Below are 21,514 nucleotides of genomic sequence, written 5' to 3' on the forward strand. Positions count from 1 at the left end.
TAACAAACTAAACAGATGGTATTATTCTAATAAACATTATCCCGAACTCACGTAATAATTACTTAAGAGTATCAACAAATATAGAAGAGCCTATTGCTCTTGATGATGTAAAAAGTGCTGTTTCGAAATTACCCTCAAAAGCAGAACAAGCTGCTGAAGTATTTAATACAAAGTTTAAACAGTTAGTAGAATTAAAAGAAGATAAAATACATACATACAAAATTTAGAAAGAGAACAATTAATTCCTGATTATTTAATAAAAGAAACTGGTCTTAAAGCTTTTTTCCCATCTAGAGATTATTACAATTTTAGAAGTGATGCTAATAGTATTCATGCTTACGTTGCCTCTGCTCAAAAGAAGTTAATAATGGTAAGCGTAAGCTTAGTAAAAGGGATTAATTTTGATGATTTAAGAAAAGTTCTTGAGCAAAAGCTTGAAAGTAGGCAAAAAAACTTTGAAGCGATTATATCCTTTTTGAATCCAGATAAAGATTGTCTTATGGAATCTTTATGTTCTGTATTTGAAAAAGAAAAAGCAGATATAATTAAGGATATTAAAAATGGCATTTCATTAATTAAAAATTTTAAAAGTAAACTTTCTTCAACCGCTCAAAAAAAATTAACTTTAAAAGTTCACAATTCTATTCCTTTTGGTAGTACAATAATAATGGATTATGACAAGCCATATGGCAAAATTCAAATTGAAACAAAAGCCTATAAAGTGCCAATGGGCAAGAGTTTTGCTTTTGAGGTAATTCCGTACAAAAAAAGATGGTTATTATGATACACTTTTAGAAGGGTATTTGAATTTAGTAAATAATGGTCAAACAATTTAAAATATACAAATGTAATGAATAAAAAAGTTCAGGGATATTGCTTTATCGTTTAATAAATGGATATTTAGAAATTCTACTACTACATCCTGGGGGACCATTTTATCTTAAAAAAGACTTGGGAGTTTGGTCAATTCCAAAAGGAGAATTTGAAGATGAAGACCCCAAAATTGCAGCATTAAGAGAATTCAAGGAAGAAACTGGTTTAACCTTATCGGATGAGTTGCTTTACTTAGGTGAAATAAAAATGAAAAGTGGCAAATTAGTTTATTGCTGGGCAAAGGAAGGAGGCTTTGATATTTCCCTTTTCAAAAGTAACCTTTTTGATTTAGAATGGCCACCAAAATCAGGCAAGATTCAGCAGTTCCCTGAAATGGACAAGGCTGAATGGTTTATTTACAATGAAGCAAAAAACAAAATTCATCCAAGCCAATTCTCATTTGTTGATAAGTTAATTGATTTACTTAAATTAAGTAATTCGGAAATCTATCCTGTCGTTAGACAACCAAATACAAATAAAGGTAGGCAATTGGATTTGTTTTCATAGAAAAGCAGCAGCTAACAGTACCTATACGCAAATGGGGGTTCAGTCCTTCGAATGAAAAATAAGTGCTATATTTGAAGTGTAGTTCTTCGTAGGAATGTTTGGTACAAGAAAGCTCCACCTGCGTATAGGTGCAAACCGTTGGGTGCAAGCTAAAACAAACAGCGTACCTCACGATAACAGAAAAGTGCCGAAGGTGTTTTCCTGATATTGTAGCCGAATTAAAATAAAAGTAGTAATTTTGCAGTTCATAAGAAATAAATAAACTGGACGAAGGTTATTTTTCCACAGAGACCCCTGAAGCGGAAAAAGATAAGCCCTTGAAACGGGGACGTGGCAGCCAAAGAAAAAGCAAAGTGCTGGTTATGGCGGAAAATGAAATGGTTGCATCGCCCGCAAGGGGTCAAAAACCCCGCAGTGTCGGCTATTTGAAAATGAAAGTAATCGATGACTTGAAGAAAGAAACGATCAATGAGGCGGTTAAGGAATTAGCCGCAGATGTGCGGGAAGTTGACACGGATCACTCTACCTCTTATGTGGAATTGAAAGACTTTGTACTTGGAGACACAACTCTCAGGTTATCCCCAAAGAGAAAGTGGGGGAAGCCTTGCCCTGAGTTCATATCGCCATCAGCAATGCTAAGAGACAGTTGATAAATACGTTCCATGACATCAAGCCCGAATTCCTGCAAAATTACCTGGATAAATTCTGTTACAAGTTTAATCGCAGATATGGGGGAGAAGCACTCTTTGGAAGATTGCTCGTAGCTTGCGTAAGCTATAGAAATGAATTTAGGTATAAATACGGATAATCATATAAATTAAACATACATACAAATAATTATGAACAGAAATTACACTTATATCGCAATAACTTTGGCATTTGTGATAACGACAGTTTGGGGATGCCAGAGCAATAAGCAAAAAAACAACGCTTCGGAAACTACGCAAGACAGTCTGACAGTTACTTATTCGAACCTGCTGGATAAGCCGACGCAGGAAGAAGTGGCACAAGTCATGAGCGAGGCGGGCATATCGCCCGAAAACGTCGCATCGTTTCTGCAAAACGTCAACCAATTCAACGATGCCGTCGAAGGGCAGAATCTGGTGTCAAGCGGTTTCGTGAAACTGGACACCCTTCTGCCTCATTACGACGAGATGACCATCGAAACACGGTGGAATGAGAAGCATCCGCATTTCTTCGGTTACAATTGCCGCATCACCTCTTTCGACCTCTTGCACGACTTTATTACCGTAGACCAACCGCTCGATGAACGTTCGACCATATTGAACTTTGACGAAGAAACGCTCGACAATTGCGGTCGCACCCTCTTTTCACCCTCAGAGCGGAAAGCTTTCAGGACGCTTTTTGCCCCTGTGCCCACGCCTTACAAAAAAGACATCGACAAACACCTGCAAAACATGCAAAGTTACTGGCAGAGCAGAGGCATCCGCTTCATTCACAAGGGTGATTCGACCAAAGCATCACTGATTTCCGTAGTGCTGCACTCGGCCATTACGCCCGATGAGAGCTACCTTTTTGTCGGACACGTCGGTGTCCTGATTCCGACAGGCAAGCAACTGCTCTTTGTCGAAAAGCTGGCATTTCAGACGCCCTATCAGGCCATCCGTTTCAACAACCGCAGTGAGTTGAACGATTACCTGATGAGATTATACGACGTCGAATGGAATCAGCCCACCGCATCGCCTATCCTGATGGAAAACGACGAATTGCTCGAAGGCTACCGCCCCAATCCCGATAAGAGAACAGAGAACTGAAAACGAGGACAAAGAATTTTAGCTCGGCCAAGCTGTTCTATACGTTTCGATCGGTCAGTCGGCATCACCGACGAAACGGGATCAGGTAAGACAGTTTGGCTGAGAATACCTGTGACGAGGCTTTGGAAAAAACGTCTTGACGGCGAGTGTTATAGAAGTCACCTAACGCATAGTAGTAGCGTACTTCGAGCTGGAAACAGCCGATTCCGGTACGCACTTCAACTCCCGGTCCGCCACATAGTCCCCACGCAAATTTCTTTTCGGCCGCCATCGTATGCTGGGCGTTCGTCTTGTTCGGGGTTGCGCCGCGAAGATTTTCTTCGGTGCTCTCACCGATCAGCAACCCAATCTGAGGGCCCATATTGAAGATAAAACGTACCCGCTCGCTACCGAAATAGATATGCGTCAGAAACGGCAGCTCCAGATAATTCATCCGGCGGATATACCGATAATCGGGATACGTTTCAGGATTCGGATAGCCTTCGGGCACTTCGAAGCGTTCGTTCCAACCTTGCTGCTTGAAGTTGGCTTCGAGTTGCAAACCAAGGTTTTTTTCCGTAATCCAGCGTACAGTGAATCCGCCGTTATACCCCATCATCAACTGCTGTTGTACCTTGGGAGCAAAAAAGACGGACGAAGCGTTGAGCCCCCCCGAAACTCCGGCTGCCCACTCCTTACGAAACGTTTCCTGTGCTTGGGCTGGAGGAAAGAAGACGAACGTCAGACCGACAAAGAGAAAGACCAATCCTTTCATCATTCGGCTCGTATGATGGATAAGTCTTTATTATAACGCACAAAATAAAGGTTCATGTTCATGAATCCCCCCCAGTTGTTGGTGCGCGTATCGAAGTGTAAACCGGTCTGTAAACTATTATATTGCATCTGCCGGAGATGGTCTTCGAAATTGGAGCCAAGCTTGCTGATTGCACTCATAAAATACATGCCCGTGTCGAATCCCAACATTGCATAGCGGGGATACGTCTGGCTCATATTTTTCTTATACCAATATCTGTACTTAGCGTTGAAATTTTGTGCCTGAGGCGAAAGGCTGTTCACATAAAACGGCGTATAAATATAGGTATTGAGCGCAAAGAAATCTTCGATACATTCATTGGCATACGTTTGCCATTCCGGATAGCCAAAGAGCGTCAATTGGTAGCCCTGACTCTTGTCGGCCAACATCCGTAACGGTCCTTTAATTTTCACGAGCGCCTCGAGCGACCCGGACAAAGGCATAACGAGATTCGGTTTCGTGGTACTCAGCATGCCCGCGATATCATTTCGGAACGTCCGCTCATTGTAGTTGATCTCACGGAACGGTATATTTCTCTGAGACATATCGGCCTTAAACGTGCGAATGAACTCCGTTTTAGGATCTTTGTCGCCCGTATTAACCAATATCACATTGTAATTCGCAAATAACGTGCAGGCGCGCATCGTAGCCAGCGAATACAGATACGAATGTGGGGTGTTGACCTGAAAAACATAGGCATTTCCCGATGTCACACGATCGCTCTTCGACGATAACGGGATCACGTATTTGATTTCATGCTTTCTGGCATGATTGGCAATCAGTTCGATTTGTTCGTTCGTAACCCCTCCGATCATCAGATGCACGTCCGTCAGACGGTCATTCTTGAGGACTTCCTGCGTCTTCTGCGTGCCGTCGCCGATATCAAACACCGATAGGTCGATCGAATAGCCCATCTTCTTCAGACTGTCCACCGCCAGCAGAAAGCCTTCATAATATTCGATGATACGAGCTGAATTCTTGGTATCGCCCGTTTGAAACGGTAGCAGCAAAGCTATCTTTGCTACGTCTACCCGTTGCATTTCTTTCCGGTACTTGATCAGAGCATTGATATCGAATTCATTCACTTCATGGGCTTGTGTCGTGACGGTCTCTTCCGTTTCCACCGGGACCTTGATGATCATCCCTGCTTGCAGCCCACCTTTCAACTCCGGGTTGAGTTTGATCAACTCGGTGCTGGTCGTGTTAAATTTCTTGCAGAGGCGATACATCGTCTCTTTCTTTTTGACTTTATATTCAATTTCTTTCGTAATTTTTTGAATCGCTTTCGTCGGTAACAACTCGATTTGGGTGGCGGGAATACGGATCGTCTTTCCGGCAGAGAAAGTCAGAGACGTCAATCCGGGATTAGCCTTGGTGAGGGCCTCAGCCTGCACGTTATATTGTTTCGATATGCCGTACAATGTCTCACCGGCGCGAATGGTATGATACGTATGTAATTCTTCTGTTCCCGTAGCAGGATGATCAGCGACGTGTTTCTGAGGAATTTTTAATCTTTCACCCACTTTGATATAGTCTCGACTTGTCGGGTTGAGTCGATAGATATCTTCTTTATCAACATTATACATGGCCGAAATAGCATATACCGTCTGTCCGCGTTCGACCGTATGGTGAAATATATTTTCGTCTTGTGCGTTATTCGTATGAGTTTGTGACCGATTTTCCTGTGCCGAAACGAACGCTATCGACAAGCTAAATAATAAGGTAAGCAGATGAATGGTAAATCTGTTCATTGTTCTTCAATTGTTTTTTAGGCAAAGATAGCATATATTTTTTCATCCGAGCAACCAATGGAAGAAAAAAGCTCGTGAGGGAAAGTTGGTGAAGCCTCCTTGTCGTTGTGGGATAATGTTGTACTTTTGTAAGCTGATTCGAAATGAGTATGCGAAAAAGAATGTTTAGGATGATCATGAGCAGTATGCTCGCACTGATGCTTTCGGAAGCTACACTCTGGGCGCAGTATCAGGTAGCTGGTGGCGCTAAAAAGCCTCTGAGAGTAGTAGAAAATACGGCATATAAGTTGCAGGTTTATTTGGTCTACGGCATGGAAGGGGTGACGCTCAGTTATACCTCGGCATCTGCTTCGCACCGTTGGTACCGCTATAAAACAAAAGCAGCCGTCGAAGATGAATGGGAAGCTGTTCCCTCAATGCAAAACGGCACTACTTCGACCATAACCAATCTGAGCGAAGGGTATGGTTATTTCGTGAACGACGGCGGGATGAAACATTATATCTGGCTGATTGATTACAGCAAATATCCGTTTAAAATCAGTCATCTGAAGGTAGGCGAATCGTCCGACCGCTGCTCCGGTCTGCGGTTGGACGGCTCGACAGATATGCCAACATTGAAATATTTCCTTCCAGACGGTAAAGAGATGGAAGTGAAACGCGAATTTGAAGTGAGCTACCTGACGCAAACATGGAGTAAATCCGGCAAAAAGTTTATCGAAGAGCTGGCCATCGATACGCTCAGGGGCAATCCCTTCGCAACACAGATTCGTCCGCCTCTGCGCGATACAAAAATCGAGCTGACAGGCGACTTGTTTGCACGCCACTTTGGAGTAGAGCAATCGGCTGCGATCGATTTATTCGAAACCGTTGCCATCGAGGTACATGCCGATACGCTTGTTTCGTCGGAAAGTAAAACGAATTTGTCACGAAAGGCCGGCGAGTTGCTGGCTCCGGCTGATGTTCATTTCAAAGCTTATGCCAATACTCCTGTCGCTTCGCTGTTCGTCTGGCAGATTGTAAAGAAAGAGCCCACAGGCGACAGACCGCTCGTACGCTTTACTGAGGCAGAGATGGATTATACGTTCGACACAGCGGGAGAATATAAGGTAACGCTCGAAGTAAGCGATCGCTCAGGAAAATGTACGCACAACGAAACATCATACAACATCCACATTACGGAGACCATCGTCAAGGTGCCGAATGTTTTTACTCCGGGTGACTCGCCGGGGGTAAACGATATTTTCAAGGTGGTTCATAAGTCGGTCGTGCGTTTTCGGGCGTGGGTCTTCAACCGCTGGGGGAATGAGTTATATCACTGGACTGACCCGAATGGAGGATGGGACGGTAAATATCGCGGAAAGTATGTGCCTGCGGGAGCTTATTATTATGTAATTGAATATACAGGAACCGACGGAAAAACACATAAACTGAGTGGAGATATTAATGTAGTAAGATCTAGTAGAATAAACAGTCAAACACCTTAATGAAAAAAGATATAAAAACAATAAGCTTAGCGATTTTGCTGACCGGTGGAATTGGCCTGACAGCATGTCTGTCGGTCGGTTCGCAAGATTCGGAACAAGTAATGCAGGAACGGCCGGCCGTTTCGTCAGTCACCATGACGCCTGCTGTCCCTACGCACGTTACGTTTTGCGGAGAAACAGTCGATCTGACACGATACAATATGTATGAAGGCATGGACAGGGAGTTAAGCAGTTTCACCTACTTTCATTCAACGACCATGCTGATGATCAAACGGGCGAACCGTTATTTCCCCGTGATCGAACCGATTCTGAAAGCCAATGGCATTCCGGACGATTTCAAGTACCTGGCCGTTATCGAGAGTCATCTCGATCCGCGCATCGTGTCTCCGGCACGAGCCGCGGGCATGTGGCAATTTATGGAGGCGACCGCCAAACAATACCAATTGACCGTTACCCAGACAGTAGACGAACGGTACCATGTGGAACGTGCTACGGAAGCCACCTGCCGTTACCTCAGAGACGCGTATGCCAAGTATGGTGACTGGATTTCGGTAGCCGCCTCGTACAATGCCGGAATGGGACGCATTTCAAACGAATATGCCCGTCAGAACGAAGCCTCAGCGCTGAATTTATGGTTAGTCGAAGAGACATCCCGCTATGTGTATCGGATTTTCGCTATCAAGCAGATTTTCGAGAATCCGTATAAATATGGTTTTGTGATGCATGCGAAAGACTTATACCGTCCGATTTCCTGCGAAAAAGTAGTCGTATCGAACGATATTCCCGATTTGGTGGCATTTGCCAAATCGCATGACATCACGTATGCCGACCTGAAACGTTTTAATTCGTGGCTGAGAGATACGAAATTAGTTGTTAACGGGAAAAGTTTCACCATCTCAATTCCGCGCAAAAAAGATATGTATTATAACGAACCGAATCAAACGGTGCACGACAAACGTTGGGTGGTACGGTAAATACCGGCTATGAAATGTTTCGGTAAATAATTATGGCGAAAAAGAAAGAAAACAGTCAAAGCGAGCAAGTCGAAAAGGGAAGTATCGGCGTCTGGGGAGCACGTGTTCACAACCTGAAAAATATTGATGTCGTACTGCCCCGTAACAGTTTATCCGTGATCACGGGAATGAGTGGAAGCGGTAAATCGTCGTTGGCGTTCGATACGATTTTTGCCGAAGGTCAACGGCGTTATATCGATACGTTTTCGGCTTATGCCCGGAACTTTTTAGGAGCCATCGAACGGCCCGATGTCGATAAGATAACCGGATTGAGCCCGGTCATCTCGATCGAACAGAAAACGACGAACCGGAACCCGCGTTCGACAGTGGGGACAACCACCGAGGTATACGACTTCTTGCGTCTGCTCTATGCGCGTGCCGGCGATGCCTATTCCTATCTGAGCGGAGAGAAGATGGTCAAATATACCGAAGAGCAGATTCTGGAACTGATTCTACAGGAATATAAAGGCAAAAAAACGTATATGCTTGCTCCGCTGGTGCGTAACCGGAAAGGGCACTACAAGGAGCTGTTCGAACAGATACGCAAGAAAGGCTATCTGAATGTCCGTGTCGACGGCGAATTGCAGGAGATACGTCACGGCATGAAGCTGGACCGTTATAAGATGCACAGTATCGAGGTGGTGGTCGACAAGATGATTGTTTCCGCAACCGACGGACAACGCCTGAAAGAAAGTCTCCGTACGGCGATGAAGCAAGGCGACGGATTGATTCTTCTGCTCGATCCCGACAGTGGCCAGACACGCTATTACAGCCGGCGATTGATGTGCCCCGTGACGGGACTATCTTACAGTGAACCGGCGCCGCATAACTTCTCGTTCAACTCTCCGCATGGCGCGTGTCCGCGCTGCAAAGGACTCGGAGAAGTGAATATTCTGGATATGGAAAAAATTGTCCCGGATCCTTCACTGAGTATTTATAACGGAGGCATCGTGGCATTAGGGAAATATAAAAAATCACTCATCTTCTGGCAGATCGAGGCGCTTTGCGAAAAGCATGGCGTCACGATCAAAACGCCCATTAAAGATATTCCCGAAGAGGCTATGGATGAGATTATGAACGGTACCGAAGAGCGGATTCATATTCGGAACGAATCATTGGGTAGCTCCAATTATTTTTATTCGTACGAAGGAGTTGCCAAATACATTCTGATGCAGCAGGAAGATGATGCTCCGGCTTCGGCGCAGAAATGGGCGGAGCAGTTTATCAGCATGACCGAATGCCCCGAATGTCATGGACAACGCCTCAATAAAGAGGCCTTACATTATCGTATCGATGGAAAAAATATTGCCGAGCTGGCTCAGATAGATATTGCCGAATTAGCGAGATGGATCAACGCGGTAGAGAAAAAGATGCCGCCATCGCAACAGAAAATCGCGGTGGAGATATTGAAAGAAATTCGCTCCCGACTTCAATTTATTCTGGAAGTCGGCCTCGATTACTTGTCTCTGAACCGACCTTCGGCCACGCTTTCGGGCGGAGAGAGCCAGCGCATCCGACTGGCTACGCAAATCGGTAGCCGGTTGGTCAATGTACTGTACATCCTCGACGAACCGAGCATCGGATTACATCAGCGGGATAACAAGCGGCTGATCGATTCGCTCAAGGAACTACGTGACATGGGCAACTCGGTCATTGTGGTAGAACATGATAAAGACATGATGCTGAATGCCGACTACGTGGTCGATATGGGGCCTAAGGCCGGTCGTCTGGGTGGGGAAGTCGTCTTTGCCGGCACTCCGCAAGAAATGATTGCAACCGACACGCTAACTTCTTCATACTTGAACGGAAAAAGATCGATCAATGTACCAGCCGTTCGCCGTAAAGGAAACGGCCATTGGCTTGTTTTGAAAGGAGCTACAGGAAATAACCTGAAGAAGGTCGACGTGTCGTTTCCGCTGGGTACGCTGATTTGCGTCACCGGCGTTTCGGGAAGCGGCAAATCGACCCTTATCAATGCCACCCTTCAACCGATTTTGAGCAGACATTTCTACCGTTCGCTCCGCTCGCCTCTCGGCTATCAGTCGGTCGAAGGATTGGAACATATCGATAAGGTGGTGGATGTGGATCAGTCGCCGATAGGACGATCTCCCCGCAGCAATCCGGCCACTTATACCGGAGTGTTTTCGGATATCCGTAATCTGTTTGTCGAACTGCCGGAGGCGAAGATACGCGGGTATAAACCGGGACGTTTCTCGTTCAATGTGTCGGGAGGACGTTGTGAAACGTGTAAAGGAAACGGATATAAAACGATTGAGATGAACTTCTTGCCTGATGTATTGGCTCCTTGCGAAGACTGTCACGGCAAACGTTATAATCGTGAGACGCTGGAAGTACGCTATCGCGGCAAATCGATCGCAGACGTGCTGGATATGACCATCAACATGGCTGTCGAATTTTTTGAAAATATACCTTCTATTCTAAATAAAATCAAAGTGCTGCAAGATGTAGGATTGGGGTATATCAAATTGGGGCAACCTTCGACAACATTGTCGGGAGGAGAAAGTCAACGGGTGAAACTTGCGGCCGAACTGTCGAAGCGTGATACGGGACGCACACTCTATATTCTGGATGAACCGACTACAGGATTGCATTTCGAAGATATCCGCGTGCTGCTTGGCGTACTGAATAAACTCGTCGACAAAGGGAACACGATTATCGTGATCGAGCATAATCTGGACATCATCAAATGTGCGGATTACCTTATCGATATGGGTCCTGACGGTGGAAAGCAAGGCGGCCAGGTACTGTTTGCCGGAACACCGGAAGCACTGGTAAAAGCCCATACAAAGAGTTTTACGGCACCGTTTCTAAAAGAAGAACTAACTGACAATATTCATATTAAATAAAAACATTCAAAAAATGAAGAATCCGATACAGATGATCAAGCAATGCAACGAGAAGGACGAACCCTACTTTCTGTTGCGCGGTCAAGATATTTGTGCGCTTCCTGCCATCGAAACTTATTACGAAAACGTCAAAGACAAGGTGAAAGATCCGCGTTTTATCGAAGAGATCGAAGAAATCATGAAAGACTTCCGCGCCTATTTGGAAGAACAGCAAACGCACGTGCCAGACTGACCTGCTGACGAGAGAAAACAACGCAGGATAACCGTAACGATGTCCGATCTTTACAAAACCATTCGTGCCGCAAGCGAAGGCTATTATACGGAGAAGCGTAGCCGTTTTCTTTCGTTCGCTATCCCTGTGCGTACACCCGAAGAGGTGAAGGTGCAGGTGGAGGCCTGCCGAAAGAAATATTACGATGCGCGTCACGTCTGCTGGGCTTACATGCTCGGTCCTGACCGTTCCACATTTCGAGCCAATGATGACGGAGAACCTTCGTCGACAGCCGGCAAACCGATACTCGGACAGATCAATTCAAACGAACTGACAGACATTCTTGTCATTGTCGTGCGTTATTTCGGGGGTATCAAACTCGGTACGAGCGGCCTGATCGTTGCTTATCGCTCGGCCGCGGCCGAAGCGATCGCGGCTGCCGAAATAGAAGAGCGTACGGTAGATGCAGAATGTACCGTGGTTTTCGAATACCCTTCTTTGAATGACATCATGCGTGTAGTAAAAGAGGTGCAACCCGCTATCGTTTCACAGACCTTCGAAGCGAATTGCGAGATGACACTCCGTATCCGCCAAAGTCAGGAAGAGATGTTAAAGAACCGTTTATGCATGATCGAAGGAGCTTATCTAAAAGACGGCTAATCCGAAGCAATCTGCTGGGCAACCATCGCCCATCACTCCCCTACTCACCTTATGAAGGTATCTTTTCATCATTTAGCAATCTAACCAATACACAGCAAGTAGCCATATAGGCCAAAATCAATCAGTAGATATTTTTTGAAGTTATAACCTCTGATGGTTATCATCTATTTCTGGTAAAGAGTATCAACTGGTCAATTCTACAATAGTGCGATTAAAAACGGGGTTTCTATGTCTTCTGTTGTAAAAACAATAGTATTTCAATTCTACGATAGTACGATTAAGAGGATGCTTACGCTTTTTTTTGTCCGACTTCGGAGCGTTTCAATTCTACGATAGTACGATTAAGAGTTCGAGTGGTGGTGTATGCAGCTTATGTCGAAGGGGTTTCAATTCTACGATAGTACGATTAAGAGTGGCCGGTTACGATCTGGATATAGCGGAAAAAAGTGTTTCAATTCTACGATAGTACGATTAAGAGACATCGGCCGCACGACGGGATGCCTCCCCAACCATCGTTTCAATTCTACGATAGTACGATTAAGAGGGGCTCAGAGAGGAGTTGCTAAAGCGCGGCATTACGCGTTTCAATTCTACGATAGTACGATTAAGAGCAGGAAGTAGCTCGTCTATCAAGCTTAGGTGTAAGAGTTTCAATTCTACGATAGTACGATTAAGAGCCAAGGCGGAAGCCAAGAAGCAGGCAGACCAGGCCAGTTTCAATTCTACGATAGTACGATTAAGAGCTTTTTCAGGGCCGTTTTTTTTAGATCATAGAGATGTTTCAATTCTACGATAGTACGATTAAGAGCGATCCCCAAAAACCGGGACAGAGCGGCCTGCCCGCGTTTCAATTCTACGATAGTACGATTAAGAGAGTTGTTTACAGTCTTGCAAAGTCTATGCCTCCGCGTTTCAATTCTACGATAGTACGATTAAGAGGTTTTCTTCGCCCCACGCTTCCAGCTCCCGGAACGCGTTTCAATTCTACGATAGTACGATTAAGAGACTTTGTCGCCCCAAAAAAACGGATGCACGATCTGATGTTTCAATTCTACGATAGTACGATTAAGAGCTTCAAGCAGCATCCCCTGCTCTTTCGATTCTTCGGTTTCAATTCTACGATAGTACGATTAAGAGATGGGTAGCCTTGCCAGGCTATCCGGGGTCAAGGTCGTTTCAATTCTACGATAGTACGATTAAGAGAAATGTAAGGGGTGTGACGAATATTCTTGCGTATGCGTTTCAATTCTACGATAGTACGATTAAGAGTAAAAAAAGCGATCGGATATGACGTCGCCCGAATCGGTTTCAATTCTACGATAGTACGATTAAGAGAGATTTCTGACAGAAATAACGATCTCGCGTCTTGCGTTTCAATTCTACGATAGTACGATTAAGAGCCGCACCGGCTTCGGGAAACACGAGCGTCTGCCCGTGTTTCAATTCTACGATAGTACGATTAAGAGGGGGTAAAAGGAGAAGTGCTTGTAGAGCGCACGGTGTTTCAATTCTACGATAGTACGATTAAGAGGGACAGATCAGCGCGAACAGCTGTTCCGTCTTGCGTTTCAATTCTACGATAGTACGATTAAGAGGCTGAAAGGTCGATTTGAAACCGGAACGGAAGGGAATGTTTCAATTCTACGATAGTACGATTAAGAGAGCGCCCGTGCAATCTTTAAATTCGCCCCACGCTCAGTTTCAATTCTACGATAGTACGATTAAGAGCGCAAAGCAGGCATGGTGCAACGGTGTGCAGTTTATTGGTTTCAATTCTACGATAGTACGATTAAGAGATTGTTATTTCTATATCAATATCGCAAGACATGTCATGTTTCAATTCTACGATAGTACGATTAAGAGATGCAGTCCGTCGAAGGTCATTTGCGAGAGCAGCGTTTCAATTCTACGATAGTACGATTAAGAGATTCCGAAAGTTTTATGAAAAGAATGACAATTAAAGAGTTTCAATTCTACGATAGTACGATTAAGAGCGTCAGCGGCGCGATACGTTCGAGGATGCCGATCGCGTGTTTCAATTCTACGATAGTACGATTAAGAGCTGATCCGCCTGCATCAGCAGCGCGGCGTAGTGACTGGTTTCAATTCTACGATAGTACGATTAAGAGAGTTTCAACTTCTACGAAAAAATCGCGATTGCAATTGTTTCAATTCTACGATAGTACGATTAAGAGAGCTCATCCTTATGCTTTTTCGTGTTGATCATCGTAGTTTCAATTCTACGATAGTACGATTAAGAGCAAAAGAGGTGCACGGGCTGTTAAAACTTCCGGATTGTTTCAATTCTACGATAGTACGATTAAGAGATACAGGCGATGAGAGAGGGTAAGAGGATAACCCACGTTTCAATTCTACGATAGTACGATTAAGAGGGTCTGCGAGTGTAGCAAATGCGGGTATATGATTCAGTTTCAATTCTACGATAGTACGATTAAGAGTTAGTAAAAGTAGAAATTCAGGAAAGCGACCTCGAATGTTTCAATTCTACGATAGTACGATTAAGAGGTAATGTCCGGCCTTCATTGCGAAAGTTTCATCTTTGTTTCAATTCTACGATAGTACGATTAAGAGCAGTACTGTACAAGCTCAATCGCATAAGGATCACGTTTCAATTCTACGATAGTACGATTAAGAGAAAGCAAAGTAGCGGAAACCGTTCTGCAAAGGCCGGGTTTCAATTCTACGATAGTACGATTAAGAGCGCCGCCGGAGCCTCTTGTAGAGGTGACGATCGCCGGTTTCAATTCTACGATAGTACGATTAAGAGTGCTGAGGAGGCGAGCCAGTTAACAGCTCTTCTAAGTTTCAATTCTACGATAGTACGATTAAGAGCTGGCCGCTACGCCTTTCATTTCGTCAAAACTAAAATTGTTTCAATTCTACGATAGTACGATTAAGAGTGATTTGATGTTCACGCGACTAAAAGCGGCGAAGAAGTTTCAATTCTACGATAGTACGATTAAGAGTCTTGACGTCAAACGAGTACTTCAAAATCTTCCCATGTTTCAATTCTACGATAGTACGATTAAGAGGCACCCGATCTTTTACCCGCCCGATCATATCCGAGGTTTCAATTCTACGATAGTACGATTAAGAGCGAGAACGTGCGCGAAAAAATGTCTGCTTATGCCGCGTTTCAATTCTACGATAGTACGATTAAGAGTACATGAGGTATAAAAAAATAAAGACGTGTGCTTGTTTCAATTCTACGATAGTACGATTAAGAGTATGCTTTATTTAAGCTTATTTCTTTTTCTAGTATGTTTCAATTCTACGATAGTACGATTAAGAGCCTCTTTCGCTTGCTTCCGAATCGCACGAGAAGCCAGTTTCAATTCTACGATAGTACGATTAAGAGTCCATGATTACGGGTTTCAGCTTAATCAGGTATTCGTGTTTCAATTCTACGATAGTACGATTAAGAGAATTTACAGGTGAGTTTAACACTTTAGGAGATTTACGTTTCAATTCTACGATAGTACGATTAAGAGAAGCCTTACCCGCTCCACTTCAGGAAGAAGACGAGGGTTTCAATTCTACGATAGTACGATTAAGAGCAAGCAATCCTCGCGCGTGTAGCGTTCCGGCCACGAGTTTCAATTCTACGATAGTACGATTAAGAGTGGATATGTATTCGCGGTTGAAAGACCCCGAACATCGGTTTCAATTCTACGATAGTACGATTAAGAGACATCGAAAGAGGTTGCTCTTTTCACTATACAGGGAGTTTCAATTCTACGATAGTACGATTAAGAGTATGCTGAGGAGGCGAGCCAGTTAACAGCTCTTCTAAGTTTCAATTCTACGATAGTACGATTAAGAGGCTGCACGGCAGGCTTTCATTGCCCGAAAAACGGCGTTTCAATTCTACGATAGTACGATTAAGAGAAAAAAACCGACATTCAGAGTAAATGGATAGAAAAGCGTTTCAATTCTACGATAGTACGATTAAGAGTTCGGCTTCGGCTCCGGAAAACGTCGCCGAGCAAAGTTTCAATTCTACGATAGTACGATTAAGAGCCGGGAACGAGTTTGGCATCGCCGGGCAATACGTACGTTTCAATTCTACGATAGTACGATTAAGAGTTGAATATCGTATATTCTCTGATATTCAATTCCAATATGTTTCAATTCTACGATAGTACGATTAAGAGCATTTTATTCGGTTCTTTTAAGTCTGTATAAAACGTTTCAATTCTACGATAGTACGATTAAGAGCTAAGAAGAAAGTTTAAGCATACCGGATATGCTATCGTTTCAATTCTACGATAGTACGATTAAGAGCGTTTACGAACAGCGACTCGTCGATCCGTATCACGGTGTTTCAATTCTACGATAGTACGATTAAGAGACCAAATACTAACTCTTTATACAAACAATGAAGAGGTTTCAATTCTACGATAGTACGATTAAGAGCGAAGCCGTTGCCGGCTCGACGTCGAACGTAAACGGTTTCAATTCTACGATAGTACGATTAAGAGTTAATATACCTTCCTGATTTATAGAAGCGTTGTAGCTGTTTCAATTCTACGATAGTACGATTAAGAGTCATACTCCTTATGCGCTCCGCCGGTTAAGCTGTCGAGTTTCAATTCTACGATAGTACGATTAAGAGGATTGAAAAAAGAAGAATTGTACACAAGACTTTTAATGTTTCAATTCTACGATAGTACGATTAAGAGCCGTTAGAAACGACAAAAAATATAACTGATTTTCAAGCAATCAGCTTTTAAATACATAAACAATTCAACAAGTAAAGTTGTCGAAGTGCAAAGATAGAAAAAACCCCGCACTTCGACAACTGTTTTTATATTCTGATTTTCAATATGTCAAAGAACGCATAACAGCGATGCTCCCATTCTTTTTTCGGGAAGAGACGTCCACCGACAACCGGTTACAAAAAGTTATCGACACTACTCCACTCTTTTCCAAAGATTTGTTTATCCAACCATTTTTCTTGTCGACTCGAAAAAACAATCAAAGAGTCTTCATCGCTATTCATTATTTTCTCGGCTTTCAAAGTTAACTCTTTTAATTTAACTTCGCTAATTTCACCTTCAAAAACCGAATTTTGGATCCAATTCAGGTATTTCCGACAGAGCTTGAGCATTTTCCCAACCCGTTTCTCGCCGCAATCATAGACCAGGATCACATACATTACCAGTACATTTTAAACGGTTTATAGTCTTCCATCCCAAGCAGATGTTTTGCCAACTTGTAGCATTCGAGCTTAATCAGGTGTTTGTAACTTACGCTGCGATTAAGCGACCGATGCTTAATCGTCTCATTAAGACGCTCCTCCATCGCTTTCACAAAAACCTTCTTCCCGGAAGGATTCAATAAGCAACTATTTAATCGCTTATCGAAATGACGTTCCTGTATCTCTTTCTTATTAAGAAGTTTAAAAATAACCCTGTCGACAAGAATCGGTTTGAAGATTTCGGAGATATCCAACGCCAGAGAATAGCGCCGCTCGCCGGGTGTATGCAGATAGCTGACCGTAGGATTAAGCTGCGTTTGATGAATGGCACGTAAGCACTGTGAATAGCACATCATATTTCCGAATGAGATCAAGGCATTCACTTCGTTTCGTGGAGGTTGTTTCGTACGCCCCCCCATCTCAAAATCGTTGAGTATAAGCTCAAATGCATCGTAATAAACCTGACGGATGTTTCCTTCGATACCCATCAGTTCGTCTGGGGCGGATGCTTGCTCAATACCATCGGCATAGATTTTTATCTGCTCTAATAATGGTTCCATATCTCTGCCTCGCCGATTGTAATATTGCAGATTTTTCTGCATATTATAGGCCGCTCCGTGAATAAACTGCCGGGCGATTGCCATGCGCCGTTTTTTATCCTGAAAGGCTTTGGTCTGTGCCAAAATCATTCGCCCCGAAAGTAACGAATCCCGCGGCATAAACGATCCGGTATAATTCTCGTAATAATCGAAGAAGTGCAAGGCAATATCATTTTGTCCGAGGAAATTATACAAAGCGCTATTGGCATCGAGCGAGCCGAAAACATAGAATTGGTCGACGGTTTCGACCGGAATATACCTCGGCTGTCCTTCCCGTTCGATACCGTTTCCGTCCTCCTCCATCGGCACGAATTTCAAAGTGTTGTCTTTGCGCGACAAGCGACCGGGATTGAAAAGATAGTAAGTCTTTTTCATGATTTATTCTTCTTTTGAGTAACAAAAATCAAAATAACTGCAACTCTTACAAATTTTTGTATTGAGCGTCGCCGGACAGGATTCGTTTTCAATAAGGGATCGGATTTCTGCAACCGATTTCTGCAATCCTTCCCGGTCTTCGGACGAGAATAGGACTTCGTCCGTTTTTCGCAGTTTGGGATATTCCAAAATGCCCGTCGCTCCATCAACTCCATTAAGCTCCAGAAGCCAAAGATAGAATTTCACTTGCCGTATATGAGCCTCTTCCACCTTGTCGCTACGCTTGATTTCGTGAATAACCTTATTCCGTGCATCGAAATAATCGATTTGTCCTAACAACGTAACATCTTCGTACTCGGCAGAAATGAGCATCTCTTCGTAACGTTCGGCACGTTGCGGGTAGGAACTTTCGTGCAACAATTTCCCGTCGTACACGGTATCGGACGTATGTTCCATATTGATGCCGTTGGCGAAAAGCCAAAGTTTACGCTTGCAAACTTCAAGATAGTTGATATGTGTTGCTGTGAGGTTCATTGAGTGTTTATGAGTTTCCGTACTGCGCCGACTCTCCGTAATAAATCAAAAAGAGTTCCGCCATTTCATCGGCGAAACCGTATCCACAAAATGATGCATACTTCACGCAATCGGTGCAGCGAAGTTTGAAGTTTTCCAACAAACCATGCTTTGCCATAAAGTCCAAGGCTCGCTTGAAATTATTTGCGGCACCATTGTAAAAAGGCTCGTCCATATCGCCAAACTCACGAGTAAAGCGGCAAGCAGCCTCCGGTAAGGAGAGCATTAAATCGGCCAAAGCATCAGGCGAGGGTTTCAACGAAGCAAAATCGGATATCGCCTTCTTGGCAACAGAATACTTCAATCCGGCTTTCATCGGATTTCTTATACCAAATTCTTTTTCAATAATGGCTTTGTACTTCTTTATCTTTTCTTTTTCATTCGGCTGAAGATAAAAATCAAAGTACTCTTGGACGGCTTTACTGTTATCGTAAGCATCTAACACCACCTCGACGATTTGTTCTTTCGTGAGAGATTCGAGGAGTTTTTTGAGACTGATTTTGGACATAGATTATAAAATATTATTAGTTATATGCATTTCTACCTCATTTTCTTTAATTTGAAGACCTAATTCAGAAGTGTATTTTCTATCAATTACAAAATAAGTATTCAGGAAGCTTCTTCCATTTTTATTTATTTCACAGACTCTTTTTTCTATGGTTCCTACTTGTAGCAAACTTACAAATCTTCTTTTTGATATCTGTACTTTTAAAGATTCTGCCTTAATAAACTCATATTCATTCAACAATGATTTATATTTTTCTTCATGAATTATGGGAATAACTTTGATTCCATCAAATCGAGCATAGAAATCTTCCTCTGTTTGCGAGGAAAACATAAAAGGAGCTAATTGTGTTTTCGTCAAGTTGCTTAACTCTCTGTAAATAAATTCGAATTCATCTTTTTCTTTTTCATTCCAATCAGGATATACAAAATCAATAGCTTCTTGTAAACGCTTTTCATCAACAAACTCGTCGAATATAGAAAGAGCTTCAAGCGTTCTGTCAATAATTTCTTGACTTTTGTAAATGTATTTGTCCGCTTTATTTCGCTCTTTGAAAACATAACAGCTACATATCCCTTTTCGCCGTCTCCGATTAACCCGCCCAAAGCGCTGTATTAAAGCATCAATAGGAGCAGGTTCAGTGTAAATCACGTCAAAGTCAATATCCAAACTCACTTCAATAGCCTGTGTACCAACTAATAGTTTCACATTTTCCTTTCCTAACTCTTGTTCTTTAAAATTCCTGTCAGTCGCATTGAAACTTCCGTGTAATAAAACCTTATTCTTACAAAAAATTCGGTCATATACCTGCTGTGATTGCTCTACGGTATTACACACAACCAATACTTTCTTATCACTATTTAAATCGTTTTGTATGATATCTACACTATTTTCCAGCAGTCCGTCCAAGAGCACAACTCGGTGTCGCGTAAATTGATGATATAATTCATCTGTGGCTTTAATCTCACAATGCTCTCCTACCGCCTCTTTCAATATTGTTTTCAGATAATGGGGCAGTGTTGCTGTCATTATAAAAATATTTACTTTTAAATATTTTATCGCAAATTCTATCAAAACAATTATCTGGGCAAATACATCTGGTTGATAAGCATGTATTTCATCGAATATAAAATAACCGCCAGCCCATTCAAATAAACCTTTTTCAAAGTTTTTCAAGCCAAAAATGCTTTTCAACAACTGAAAAGGTGTTACAACCTTTAATGGTGTTACTATTGTTTGATAATCTTCTTTTAACTTACGCACCAAATACTGTCTTTCAGATGAAGAAATGGTGGAGTTCCTTCGCTCAATCAAGTTCTCAAGATATTCACTCAATTTCCCGTGCTGCAGCCCTACTTTATTTTTATTTCCTATATCATTTCCCAAGCGTTCATACATTGCATTAATGGATGCAGTAAAAGGCAACACATAAAAGACTCTCCCTTGTCCAGAACATTTTAGTTGGTTTTGAAGCCAAAGAAGAGCCGTTTCTGTTTTTCCGGAACCCGTAGGTGCCGTCAAAATGACATTTCCTTGCTGTCGATCAGCTTGAATTTGGTGTGAATAGAAGTCAAATCCCGATTGCTTAAGAAGTCGCCTTTTTTCCGATAGGAACTTAAAATCGGCTGTACTTAAGTTTTCAATATTAGAAATACCAGCTGACGACAAATGGTCGCATTGTTTGAACGCTCCCGACATCAAAAGCAAATCTAAATAACGAGATTCGGATAGCATCACAGGGTTACGCTTATAGTCCAAAATGAATTTGCGTGGCAATGAGCTACTGAGAGGTCCAAATGCTAAATCAAAAGAAATCAATAGCTCTTCTACAAACTTGACATTGACATTTTTCTTAAACTCATCTTCATAACTGAGTTTCCCGTCATCTTCATTCTCAAAACCAAAATTAAATCCGTTTGCTTGCCGATAAGTTTTTTCAATCCTTAGAAATAATTCGTTGAAATCTTTATGGTGTCCAGCTACAACCAATCTGACAATCTCTTTTTCACTGGCATCTATATACATACTATTGATGAATGGTATTGAAAATAGCTCGTGTCGCTGTGAAAACCACCGGTTTTTCTCTCCTCTTAACACATGCTGGAATTCGGAATGCACTTTGCCTAAATCATGGCAAATAATGCAAATACGTAAAATGTCCCAAAATCTTTCAGAACAAAGTTTTGTCAGAATAGGAAAACTTGTTTGCAGGCAATCCAAGACTCTTAGCCCATCGTCAATATGCTCTTTCAAAGTAACCGCAGGTTCGGATTTTGCCCAAACCTGCAGTTTATTTGTATCATTCAT

Annotated in this window: 15 protein-coding genes, 1 pseudogene and 1 CRISPR repeat array; of the genes and pseudogenes, 9 read left to right on the forward strand and 7 right to left on the reverse strand. The window is 42.8% G+C overall.

The window, feature by feature from the left end:
• Positions 1-367: 367 nt before the first annotated feature.
• The 4 genes and pseudogenes from Q4A89_RS04765 (at position 368) to Q4A89_RS04780 (ending at position 3,155) form a co-directional block, all read left to right on the forward strand.
• Entirely contained in the window at positions 368-784 is a 417-nt protein-coding gene (locus Q4A89_RS04765; RefSeq protein ID WP_303184104.1) for a hypothetical protein, read from the forward strand.
• Positions 785-873: 89 nt separating this feature from the next.
• On the forward strand, positions 874-1,380 hold the full coding sequence (locus tag Q4A89_RS04770) for an NUDIX domain-containing protein (protein ID WP_303184105.1): 507 nt from the start codon (positions 874-876) through the stop codon (positions 1,378-1,380).
• A gap of 254 nt (positions 1,381-1,634) precedes the next feature.
• Positions 1,635-2,188: pseudogene (locus Q4A89_RS04775) on the forward strand (IS1595 family transposase); the annotation flags it as partial.
• 31 nt (positions 2,189-2,219) lie between these two features.
• Positions 2,220-3,155 (forward strand): DUF4300 family protein, encoded by a 936-nt coding sequence (locus Q4A89_RS04780; protein ID WP_303184106.1) that lies wholly within the window; start codon positions 2,220-2,222, stop codon positions 3,153-3,155.
• A 64-nt stretch (positions 3,156-3,219) separates the two neighbouring features.
• On the opposite strand, the gene Q4A89_RS04785 is transcribed toward Q4A89_RS04780, so the two are convergent.
• Positions 3,220-3,909, reverse strand: coding sequence for a porin family protein (locus tag Q4A89_RS04785; protein ID WP_303184133.1), 690 nt, complete (start codon positions 3,907-3,909; stop codon positions 3,220-3,222).
• On the reverse strand, positions 3,909-5,699 hold the full coding sequence (locus tag Q4A89_RS04790) for a LysM peptidoglycan-binding domain-containing protein (protein ID WP_303184107.1): 1,791 nt from the start codon (positions 5,697-5,699) through the stop codon (positions 3,909-3,911). Before Q4A89_RS04790 ends, Q4A89_RS04785 begins: the two co-directional genes overlap by 1 nt.
• 161 nt (positions 5,700-5,860) lie before the next feature.
• Here Q4A89_RS04790 and Q4A89_RS04795 point away from each other — a divergent pair, with 161 nt between their 5' ends.
• From Q4A89_RS04795 to Q4A89_RS04815, 5 genes are read left to right on the forward strand one after another with little or no spacing between them, the layout of a single operon-like run.
• Positions 5,861-7,183 carry a gliding motility-associated C-terminal domain-containing protein gene (locus Q4A89_RS04795; RefSeq protein WP_303184108.1) on the forward strand — a complete coding sequence of 441 codons (1,323 nt, stop codon included), beginning with the start codon at positions 5,861-5,863 and terminating at the stop codon, positions 7,181-7,183.
• On the forward strand, positions 7,183-8,157 hold the full coding sequence (locus tag Q4A89_RS04800; RefSeq protein WP_303184109.1) for a lytic transglycosylase domain-containing protein: 975 nt from the start codon (positions 7,183-7,185) through the stop codon (positions 8,155-8,157). Before Q4A89_RS04795 ends, Q4A89_RS04800 begins: the two co-directional genes overlap by 1 nt.
• Before the next feature lie 32 nt (positions 8,158-8,189).
• Positions 8,190-11,063 carry an excinuclease ABC subunit UvrA gene (gene uvrA / locus Q4A89_RS04805; RefSeq protein ID WP_303184110.1) on the forward strand — a complete coding sequence of 958 codons (2,874 nt, stop codon included), beginning with the start codon at positions 8,190-8,192 and terminating at the stop codon, positions 11,061-11,063.
• 13 nt (positions 11,064-11,076) lie between these two features.
• A complete protein-coding gene (locus Q4A89_RS04810; RefSeq protein WP_124751164.1) occupies positions 11,077-11,295 on the forward strand; it encodes a hypothetical protein in 219 nt (72 codons plus the stop codon).
• A gap of 39 nt (positions 11,296-11,334) precedes the next feature.
• Positions 11,335-11,934, forward strand: a complete 600-nt coding sequence (locus Q4A89_RS04815; protein WP_303184111.1) for a YigZ family protein — start codon at positions 11,335-11,337, stop codon at positions 11,932-11,934.
• Positions 11,935-12,122: 188 nt separating this feature from the next.
• Positions 12,123-16,637: a CRISPR direct-repeat array (repeat unit 30 nt; unit sequence GTTTCAATTCTACGATAGTACGATTAAGAG).
• Between the two features lie 212 nt (positions 16,638-16,849).
• On the opposite strand, the gene cas2 is transcribed toward Q4A89_RS04815, so the two are convergent.
• The 5 genes from cas2 to cas3 are packed head-to-tail and all read right to left on the reverse strand — an operon-like array spanning position 16,850 to position 21,514.
• Positions 16,850-17,113, reverse strand: a complete 264-nt coding sequence (cas2, locus tag Q4A89_RS04820; protein WP_303184112.1) for a CRISPR-associated endonuclease Cas2 — start codon at positions 17,111-17,113, stop codon at positions 16,850-16,852.
• Positions 17,113-18,129, reverse strand: a complete 1,017-nt coding sequence (cas1b, locus tag Q4A89_RS04825) for a type I-B CRISPR-associated endonuclease Cas1b (protein WP_303184113.1) — start codon at positions 18,127-18,129, stop codon at positions 17,113-17,115. Before cas1b ends, cas2 begins: the two co-directional genes overlap by 1 nt.
• A 3-nt stretch (positions 18,130-18,132) precedes the next feature.
• The gene (gene cas4, locus Q4A89_RS04830) at positions 18,133-18,663 is read right to left on the reverse strand and encodes a CRISPR-associated protein Cas4 (protein WP_303184114.1); all 531 of its coding nucleotides are present in this window, start codon (positions 18,661-18,663) and stop codon (positions 18,133-18,135) included.
• A 7-nt stretch (positions 18,664-18,670) separates the two neighbouring features.
• On the reverse strand, positions 18,671-19,210 hold the full coding sequence (locus tag Q4A89_RS04835; RefSeq protein ID WP_303184115.1) for a DUF6155 family protein: 540 nt from the start codon (positions 19,208-19,210) through the stop codon (positions 18,671-18,673).
• Between the two features lie 3 nt (positions 19,211-19,213).
• On the reverse strand, positions 19,214-21,514 hold the full coding sequence (gene cas3 / locus Q4A89_RS04840) for a CRISPR-associated helicase Cas3' (RefSeq protein WP_303184116.1): 2,301 nt from the start codon (positions 21,512-21,514) through the stop codon (positions 19,214-19,216).

The organism is Tannerella sp. (assembly GCF_030528505.1).
In the GTDB taxonomy this organism is placed as follows: domain Bacteria; phylum Bacteroidota; class Bacteroidia; order Bacteroidales; family Tannerellaceae; genus Tannerella.